This is a genomic window from Mesorhizobium sp. M7A.F.Ca.CA.001.10.2.1, from assembly GCF_003998575.1.
Taxonomy (GTDB): domain Bacteria; phylum Pseudomonadota; class Alphaproteobacteria; order Rhizobiales; family Rhizobiaceae; genus Mesorhizobium.
This window is the reverse complement of the sequence record NZ_RZQY01000231.1, coordinates 1-8328: the sequence shown is the minus strand read 5'-3', so window position 1 is coordinate 8328 and position 8328 is coordinate 1. Positions and strand designations below refer to the sequence as shown.

Below are 8328 nucleotides of genomic sequence, written 5' to 3'. Positions count from 1 at the left end.
CCCCTACCCCGGTGTCGTCGAGGCGATCGCGCGCTTCGAGGAGGCCGGCTATGTCCTCGCCATCTGCACCAACAAATACGAAGCCAACTCGCTGGCGCTGATCGAGGCACTCGGCCTGACCAAACATTTCGCGGCCATCGCCGGCCAGGACACGTTCGCCTTCCGCAAGCCCGACCCGCGCCATCTGATCGAGACCATCAAGCTGGCCGGCGGCGACCCGCACCGCGCGCTGATGGTCGGCGATTCGCAAACCGACATCGACACGGCAAAAGCCGCCGGCATTCCCGTGGTGGCGGTCGATTTCGGCTACACCGACCGCCATGTCCGCGAATTCGAACCCTCGGCTGTCATTTCGCATTTCGACGCGCTGACGCTCGATCTGGCGCAGAAGCTGATTGCCGCTGCGGGAAACTGACGGAATGTAGCCGGCGTTGGTCGGAGACAGGGCGCAAAGCACAGCAAAACCGATCCCTGTCAGAACGCCGGACAGCGCCTTGACTTACCGCACCCGCCTCCCTTATATCGCGGCTCGCTTGGCCTTTGGGCAACGAGCGGGCGATTAGCTCAGCGGGAGAGCACACCCTTCACACGGGTGGGGTCGCAGGTTCAATCCCTGCATCGCCCACCAAAATCCTTACGGCAGCCGGCGATGTCTGGTTGTGGAGATGCACCAGCCGCGATCAGCGCTTCATCGAGTGCAGGATGGCCTGCATGTGCTCTTCCAGGTCGAGTTCACCCCGAGCCTCGGCGGTCAACAGGTAATCGGCCTTGGCCCGGCGGTCGCCTCGGCTGATCGCCGGATAGGAGCAGATGGCCAGCAAGGCTTCCTGTTCAATCCGGTCTGCCGTCCTGCGTTCGTGGCTGCTGCTGCCCGCTCGATGAACAACCCTGTGAAGCCCGGCATAGCTGGCTTCATGGGCTCCGATCAGCGACCGCAATTCGGGTGAGGCCCCTTCCGCTTCGGCAAATTTCGGTTCAATGGCCGAGGCCACGGCGGTGAACGCAAGAAGTGTACGGCGGGTGACTTCGGGCATGCCTCGTATCCCTGCTCTCTGATCATGCAGGCACACCATAGCACCGGCGCAACGGTTCGAAGAGATGCTCCGGGACGCGACCGCACTGTCTGCTGACAAAATGTATTCGCTTCATAGCCCGCCCTCCCAGCGGCAAGTGTGGCCTTAAGTCGCAATGATTGGCTTGCTAAAGCAGGGTTTCGGGCTTCATTGACACCGCGACCAACACCATATGGTGATCCACAGCCCTCCAAAACGAGAGAAGCTCGCTTTGACACGGTCGCATTGCGGTCGTCAGCCGGCAATGGCTATGAACCAGGAACCTGAAAAACCATGCCAGAAAATATCAGACCGATTTCGAAAGACGTCCCCCTCATTCAGCTAGGCGTCTATCAGTGCCGCTTCCCGGTGAGCGAAGACCGGTCAGTGCCCGGCGGTTATCGTTTCTGTGCTGGGCCAACTTCGGCGGATCGCGTCTATTGCGATCACCACCACAGCATCGTGACTGCCGTCGACCCTCGCCGAACCCGTTCAGGTCTCCACCCCGCTCAACGACGCGCCGCGTAAGTCAAGCGGGCGGCGGCCCCTCATTCGGGCAGCTGCAAACCGGTGGACTGAATCGGCACGCATTCCGGCTGCGGAACAAACCGGCACGCCAGCGAGTTTCTGTCCGACGAAACTTGAGGGAAAGCCATGTCCAGATTGCTTCTGGCGACCAGCGTCGCCGTTCTTCTCGCCGGCGGGGCAGCCTTGGCCGCGGACGACAAGCCGCTGCCGCCGCCCAATGCCAAGAAGCTGTCGGAGATCATCGCCAAGGTCGAGCAGCGCGACGGCTTTCGCTATGTGGACGAGGTCGACTGGGACAGCGGCGCCTACACCGTCACCTATTACACGGCGGACAAGGCGAAGGTTGAAATCACCTACGATCCTGTGACGGCGGAGCCGAAATAGGGGAACGTTCCGACGCGAATCCACTGGCCTTTCTTGGCTGTGTCATCGGCCTTTCCGCTAGCGCCGCCCCTCACCTGCCTGCCGGCATCCTCTCCCCGTATAGTGACGGGGAGAGGGACGCTGGCATCGATGGTTTCGCCAATCACCATCCTTTGCAAGGCAAGGATGGCGCCGGCGTTGCGGCCAGCCCCCTTCTCCCCGTCACTATACGGGGAGTCGAGGCGTGGTCCGCGCAGCGGACGAAAAGCCAACTGCTTGGCTTTTCGAACAACGAACGCCCGGCAGGGCGATGAGGGGCGGCGCCGATCTCGGTGATTGATGGTTTCCGCCACAAGTCGGACTTGGCCGAAGCGATTGCCCTTGCCAACCGTCGCCTCCCCTTGCGTCTGTCCCGCTTTGATGGCTGACTGTCGCGCCAGAGCAGTTCACCGTTTCATGGAACGGTGAACTACTCTAACTCTTTGTTTTGACGCAATTCCGGACGGAAAACCGTTCACACTTTTCCTGGAATTGCTCCAGGCGCCGCATTGGGGGATGGGGATGGCGACGGCGAAGCACGTAATGAAGCGCATATTGATGATGTTGGCCGGCTACTTCGTATCGGTGCTGGTCGGCCTGATCGCCATCGCGGTGATCTATGGCGTGCTCAGTTCCTTGCCCAACGCGCCCAGCTATTTCGACGTCATGGGCGTTTCGCCGATCGCGGTGCTGCTGGTGCCGCCGCTCGGCATGTTCGTCTATTTCCTGACCATCGTGGTGACCGCGCTGCAGACGCTGATCTTCGCGCTGATCGCCGAGTTCTTCTCGCTGCGCAATGTCCTGCTGCATATGGTTTTCGGCGCCGGCGCCGCGGTCGGCGGCTTCGCCTTGATCTGGCCGAGCGCGCCGGAGGATATGGACCCGGAGCGTTGGGTCGACATCGGCATCATCGCCGCTGCCGGCCTTGTCGCCGGGTTGCTCTATTGGCTGATCGCCGGGCGCGACGCCGGCTTCCGGCGGCCACTGTTCGAGCGCTACTAGCTTGCAGACTCACAATCGCGGAGCCACGCCGATCGGCTCATGCGGAGCCTTGAAACAGATTCCGCCGCAATATGAAGGCAGTAGAAACGACCTCAAAATCGGTCGCTTCTTGCTGCGCCCGAGAGCAGGCATGGCTCGTCATCGTCATGGCGCTGCTGTTCCGAGCGCAGCGGCCAGTACGTCGGCGAGGCCGCGTCCGGCGCTGCCGTCCTCATCAAGGCGCGGATTGTAGATGGTGATCTCGAGGCCGACTGCCTTGCCGCTCGCCAAGGCAAGCCGGAGCGCGGCCGTTAACTCGTCCCACGACAACCCGCCTGGCACGCGAAAATCGACAGCCGGCATGATGACATCGTCGAGACAGTCGGCGTCGAGATGGATGAAGAAGCCGTCCAATTCCGCTCTCGTCAGGTGATCGACCGCTTCGCGTGCGGCGGCCTCGATGCCCGTCGCGCGCACAGCGGGAAGGTCAAGCACCTTGAGCTCCTCGGGGAGCGGCTGGCTTCCGTACTCCTCCTGATCCTTGTGATCGCGATACGCGAAGGCGACAGCGTCTTCAGGGCGGACCAGAGGACCGCGACCTTCGATGTCGGTCAGAAGCGAGGGACCGTAGCCGGTGACGAAGGCGAGGTCCATCGAGGCACCCTCACCATTGGGTTCCGCCTCTGGCTGGAAGAAATCGGCGTTGCCGTCAATGAAGAGCAAGCCGTAGCGGCCGCGCCGTCGAAACGCGAGCGCCGAGCCCAGCACGATCGTGCAATCGCCGCCCAGCACCACTGGAAACCCGCCTGCGTCAAGCACCGCTTCCACGGCGTCGGCGAGCTTGGGCGACCACTGCGCAATTGCCCTGGCGTTCAGGGTGCCTGTCTCGGAATCGGGCGTCGGGTCCTTCGCAGGCACAGCCAGCCGCCCGGCGCGGCGCGCCTGGATGCGCTCCGCAAGGCCAAGGTCCAGGAGCCGGCCAGGCAAGCGCTCCACACCGTCGGTCGCCAGGCCCAGCGTGGAGGGGGCTTCGAGAATCGCATAATGGCTCGACATAGGCGCCTCCGCTTCGAGCGCTCAACATCGTTCGTCCCTACCGAAACAGGATCACAGTTGCGTTTTGAGCTTGTTCGATAACGGTAGCCGCCGCTCCTCGTTCCCTCTCAGCCGCCTTTCCGCTTTCGGTCATGCCGTATTTATGAGTTAACGGCCTAGCGAAAGCCCTGGATCAACTCGAAGGCGAGCGAACCGCCTCCGTGGCGTCCAGAGCCTGCTTCAGGCGCGAGTCGCGGTCGTAGACGTCGCCGAAATATTCGACCTTGCCGGACAGATCAGGCCAGGCGGTGAAATAGGCGACATAGACCGGGATGGTGCGTGTCACATTCTCGGTCGAGTGGCCGTGCTTCAGCTTCTCGGCGATATAGTCCACGGAGGTGCCAAGCACCGCCGCCGCCATGCCGCGCGGGTCCTGCAGCCGCACGCAGCCATGGCTGAGCGCGCGCATATCACGCTGGAAGAATGATTTCTGCGGCGTGTCGTGCATGTAGATCGCGTGCTTGTTGGGGAACAGGATCTTCAACTCGCCCAGCGCGTTGGCCTCGCTCGGCTGCTGGCGCACGCTGTAGGGGATGTTCGCGCCATAGGCGCCCCAGTTGACCGCCGACGAAGGAATGCGCTTGCCGCGCGAATCCGTCACCTCATAGCCGGACCGGTCGAGATAGCCCGGATCGTTGCGCAATCTCGGCAGCATCTCGTTGACGATGATCGATTGCGGCACGCCCCAATAGGGATGGAAATCGACCTGCTTGATCTGGTCGTAGAAGAAGGAGGTCTGGTTGGTGGTCCGGCCAACGACGACACGCGTCTTGAGCTTTTCCTCGCCATTGTCGATGTAGCTCGCGGTGAAGGCCGGCTGGTTGATGAAGACGCGCGGGCTGCCGAGATCGGAGGGCAGCCAGCGCAGTTCCTCGAGCGCCACTTCCACCTTCAGCAGCTTGTCGGCCTTGGATGTTCCGGCCAGCGTCGCGACGGTGCGCGGGCCGATGACGCCGTCGCCCTTCATGCCTGCCTTTTGCTGCACGGCCTTGATGACCGGGACCAGTTCCGGATCATAGACTTCGCTGGTGGCCAGCCTGGACAGGATCTCGCCATAGGCGCCGCCCATCTCGTCATCGAGATTGCGCGCGATCAAGGTCAGGAGCTTCGGCAGTTCGGGGCTGGTTCCGCCCGGCTTCAGCAACAGTTTGGGGTCGACGACGATTTCGTTTTCCGCACTGGCCTGCAGAGATTCGAGTTCGACGCGCAGCGCCTGGTATTCCGCATTCTGCGGATGCCGCGATTCGAGATAGGTGCGCACTTGCTGGGTATGCGCCAGCGTCCTCAGCACGCCTTGCAAGTCGAGCGGCTTGGCCGGGAAATCATAGTAGCCGGTCATGCGGTTGGGATCGACGCGGCCGTTCTGGGCGTCGTGGGCATAGCGCAGCACACGCGCGGAAAGCGCCATCTCGAAACGGACGAGCTCTTTCAGTTGCGCATTGGCGTCAGTCGTCGATGCGCCGGCAGCGGGCACTTCGACCGTATAGTCGGCGGGCGTGAGGCCATAGCTTGAAGCCTCGCCAAGCACCCGAACCGCATCCTGCGCGCGGCTGTTGAGGCTGGTTCCGCTTATCCAGATGAAATCCGGATTGGCCGAGTAATACGCGATCAGCGCCTTGGCGATGTCGGGCTCGGCTAAGAGTTCGTAGTCAGCCAAGCTGGCAACCGCTTCACGAAACGCAGCGCCCGTTGCCGACGGCACGAAAGCCGCATCCTGTGGCGCCGCCGGCTCTGGCGTCGGGGCCAGCGCCGAGAAGTCGACGCGAACCAGCCGGTCCGCCTTGTAGGTGTAATAGGATGGGCTGCTGATTCTCGCGCCGCCACCGCCACCGCTGGCCGGAGCCTTCGGCTTTGGCTTGTGCTTCGGTGGCGGGGGCGGAAACTCGCCTTTCGGCGCGTGCTTTACGCCGCCGCCGAAAAGCATGTCGAACAGCCCCTGCGCGCCTGCCTGGGGTACACCGAAAGCCAGCGTTGCCGCGATCGCCACCAGCGGCATCACGGTTGCTTTGTTTCCGAGGAATTTCATGAATCACCCGCTCCGGCCGCAACCGGTTCCCGTTCCGCACGCTAGATCGTCCCGCTCACCGCATGGCGGATGTAAGGCGCGACTATACTGATTCATACCGATTTCGTTAAGCTTTCATAAATTTTGGAAAGCCTGTTGCAGAACGGTTTCACAAGATCGTGACGGCTGGAGCGGAGGGTTGTTCCGCCCCAGCCGGAAATCTCTCGGGATCAGGCGTTGGCGCCGCCATCGATGGTCAGGGCAGCGCCGGTGACGAAGCGGCCTTCAGGGCCTGCAAGCCAGGCGACCATGCCGGCAATGTCATCGGCCTTGCCGAAACGCGGTGTTGCCATTTTCCGGCGCTGATGCTCGGCATGCGGGCCGTCGGCCGGGTTCATGTCGGTGTCGGTCGAACCGGGATGGACGACGTTGGCGGTGATGCCGCGCGGGCCGAGGTCGCGCGCCAGCGCCCTGGTCAGGCCGACCAGCGCCGCCTTGCTGGCCGAATAGGCCGTGAGGCTGCCGTCGGTCGCCCTCTCGGCAAGGTTGCTGCCGATCGAGATGATGCTGCCGCCCTCACCCATATGCACGGCCGCCGCCTTCGAGGCGATGAATGGAGCCCGGAGATTGACCTCCATGGTCTCGTCGAAATCTGCGAGCGACAGCGTGTCGATGGGGGCGGCCCGCCAGATGCCGGCGCTGTTGACCAGGATGTCGAGCCGGCCGAAGGCGGTCACTGCGTCATCGACGGCCTTGTCTATGGCCACCGCATCGCGGTTGTCGGCCTTGATCGCGATGGCGCGGCCGCCCTTGGCCTCGATTTCGGCGACAACCGAGCGGGCCTGCTCCTCGCCATGCACATAAGTTAGCGCGACACTGGCGCCGTCGGCCGCGAGCCGTCGCGCAATCGCCGCACCGATGCCGCGACTGCCGCCGGTGACGAGCGCGGCCTTGCCGCCCAGTTGGTTGGATGACATCGATTTCTCCTTTTGTAACGATCGATACATAAATACCTGTCAGCCTTGCCCGTCGGCGTCAACTTAATTATGTATCGATCAACACAGAAAAGAGCATCATGCCGGAACGAGGCCGCCCCCGCACTTTCGATCGAACCGCAGCCCTGCGCCGCGCGATGGAGGTGTTCTGGGCCCGTGGTTACGAAGGCGCGTCGATGAGCGAGCTGACCGCCGCCATGGGCATCAACTCGCCCAGCCTCTACGCTGCCTTCGGCAGCAAGGAGGCGCTGTTCCTGGAGGCGACGGATTTTTACTCGCACACCGAGGGTGCCGACATCTGGCTGGCGCTGGAGGAAGCTCCGACTGCGCGGCAGGCGATCGAACAATTCCTGAGCCTGACGGCGAGGGCCTATGCGCAGAGCGATCGTCCGCAGGGCTGCCTGATCACGCTGGGCGCACTGCATCAGGATTCGAGCCGCGGCGCCATCTGCGACGACCTGCGCCGTCGTCGCGCCGAAAACCACACCGCACTGCAGAAGCGTCTGGAGCGCGGCGTTGCCGAAGGCGAATTGCCGGCGGATTTCGATGCGAGCGCCGCCGCGACCTTCTTCGCCACGGTCCAGCACGGCATGTCGATCCAGGCGCGCGACGGCGCCTCGCATAATGCCCTGCTGGCGACGGTAGCCGGGGCCATGGCGGCCTGGAGGACGCTGGCCGGCGGCAGCGCGGCGTGACAAACGCCGGCTGGTGTGCTCGAAATCCGCCAGCAAGGCGGGAGGGATGAGAGCGTGAAAAAGGGTTATCGCGAGCTGCTGGACGAGGCGAACGCCGTGATCGAGGTGGTTTCGCCGGAGGAGGCGGCCGGGCTGATCGACGATGAAGACACCATCTTCGTCGATCTGCGCGATCCACGCGAAGTGGAACGCGACGGCAAGATTCCCGGCGCCAAGCATGTCACGCGCGGCATGCTGGAGTTCTGGATCGACCCCGAAAGCCCTTACCACAAGCCCTTCTTCGCCTCGGGCAAGAACTTCGTGTTCTTCTGCGCCGGCGGCTGGCGCTCGGCGCTGGCCACAAAGACGGCGCAGGACATGGGGCTTTCGCCGGTCAAGCACATCCTTGGCGGCTACACCGCCTGGAAGGCCGCCGGACTGCCGGTCGAACCCGGCGAGAAGAAGAAATAATCTCGACCGCCGCTCAGTGCAGCAGCAATGGCTCGCGATTCGCCACGAAGCCAACCGCGCGTTCGACCACGCCCTTGTCGGCGAGAATGCGGCGGTGGCCGAGCCCGTCGGCCCAGTAGAGCCGC

The 8328-nt window shown here is 63.4% G+C and carries 10 protein-coding genes, 1 tRNA gene and 1 pseudogene; 7 read left to right on the top strand and 5 right to left on the bottom strand.

What is annotated here, in order from left to right:
- Both EN964_RS16470 and EN964_RS16465 read left to right on the top strand, forming a co-directional pair.
- A partial coding sequence (locus EN964_RS16470) for an HAD-IA family hydrolase (protein WP_127276543.1) occupies positions 1-415 on the top strand: 415 nt, incomplete at its 5' end.
- A 138-nt stretch (positions 416-553) separates the two neighbouring features.
- Positions 554-628: transfer RNA gene (locus EN964_RS16465), tRNA-Val, on the top strand.
- 52 nt (positions 629-680) lie between these two features.
- Here the strand turns inward: EN964_RS16465 and EN964_RS16460 are convergent.
- Positions 681-1034 carry a hypothetical protein gene (locus EN964_RS16460; protein ID WP_127269439.1) on the bottom strand — a complete coding sequence of 118 codons (354 nt, stop codon included), beginning with the start codon at positions 1032-1034 and terminating at the stop codon, positions 681-683.
- 312 nt (positions 1035-1346) lie between these two features.
- Here EN964_RS16460 and EN964_RS39415 point away from each other — a divergent pair, with 312 nt between their 5' ends.
- From EN964_RS39415 to EN964_RS16445, 3 genes are all read left to right on the top strand, one after another.
- Positions 1347-1580: a GcrA family cell cycle regulator gene (locus EN964_RS39415; RefSeq protein ID WP_127259316.1), complete on the top strand. Its 234-nt coding sequence runs from the start codon at positions 1347-1349 to the stop codon at positions 1578-1580.
- Positions 1581-1706: 126 nt separating this feature from the next.
- Positions 1707-1964, top strand: a complete 258-nt coding sequence (locus EN964_RS16450; protein ID WP_127269438.1) for a PepSY domain-containing protein — start codon at positions 1707-1709, stop codon at positions 1962-1964.
- A gap of 534 nt (positions 1965-2498) precedes the next feature.
- Entirely contained in the window at positions 2499-2984 is a 486-nt protein-coding gene (locus EN964_RS16445) for a hypothetical protein (protein ID WP_164749075.1), read from the top strand.
- 144 nt (positions 2985-3128) lie between these two features.
- Here the strand turns inward: EN964_RS16445 and EN964_RS16440 are convergent, their stop codons facing one another.
- From EN964_RS16440 to EN964_RS16430, 3 genes are all read right to left on the bottom strand, one after another.
- Complete coding sequence (locus tag EN964_RS16440) at positions 3129-4019, bottom strand: arginase family protein (protein ID WP_127269436.1); 891 nt, start codon at positions 4017-4019, stop codon at positions 3129-3131.
- Between the two features lie 172 nt (positions 4020-4191).
- Positions 4192-6084 (bottom strand): murein L,D-transpeptidase, encoded by a 1893-nt coding sequence (locus EN964_RS16435; RefSeq protein WP_127270863.1) that lies wholly within the window; start codon positions 6082-6084, stop codon positions 4192-4194.
- 209 nt (positions 6085-6293) lie between these two features.
- Positions 6294-7040, bottom strand: a complete 747-nt coding sequence (locus EN964_RS16430) for a 3-oxoacyl-ACP reductase family protein (protein WP_127270861.1) — start codon at positions 7038-7040, stop codon at positions 6294-6296.
- A 98-nt stretch (positions 7041-7138) separates the two neighbouring features.
- Between EN964_RS16430 and EN964_RS16425 the strand changes: the two genes are divergently transcribed.
- Together EN964_RS16425 and EN964_RS16420 are read left to right on the top strand one after the other, a co-directional pair.
- Complete coding sequence (locus EN964_RS16425) at positions 7139-7753, top strand: TetR/AcrR family transcriptional regulator (protein ID WP_127270858.1); 615 nt, start codon at positions 7139-7141, stop codon at positions 7751-7753.
- Positions 7754-7807: 54 nt separating this feature from the next.
- Positions 7808-8203, top strand: coding sequence for a rhodanese-like domain-containing protein (locus EN964_RS16420; protein ID WP_127270856.1), 396 nt, complete (start codon positions 7808-7810; stop codon positions 8201-8203).
- A 13-nt stretch (positions 8204-8216) separates the two neighbouring features.
- Here the strand turns inward: EN964_RS16420 and EN964_RS38590 are convergent.
- Positions 8217-8328: pseudogene (locus EN964_RS38590) on the bottom strand (alpha/beta hydrolase); the annotation flags it as partial.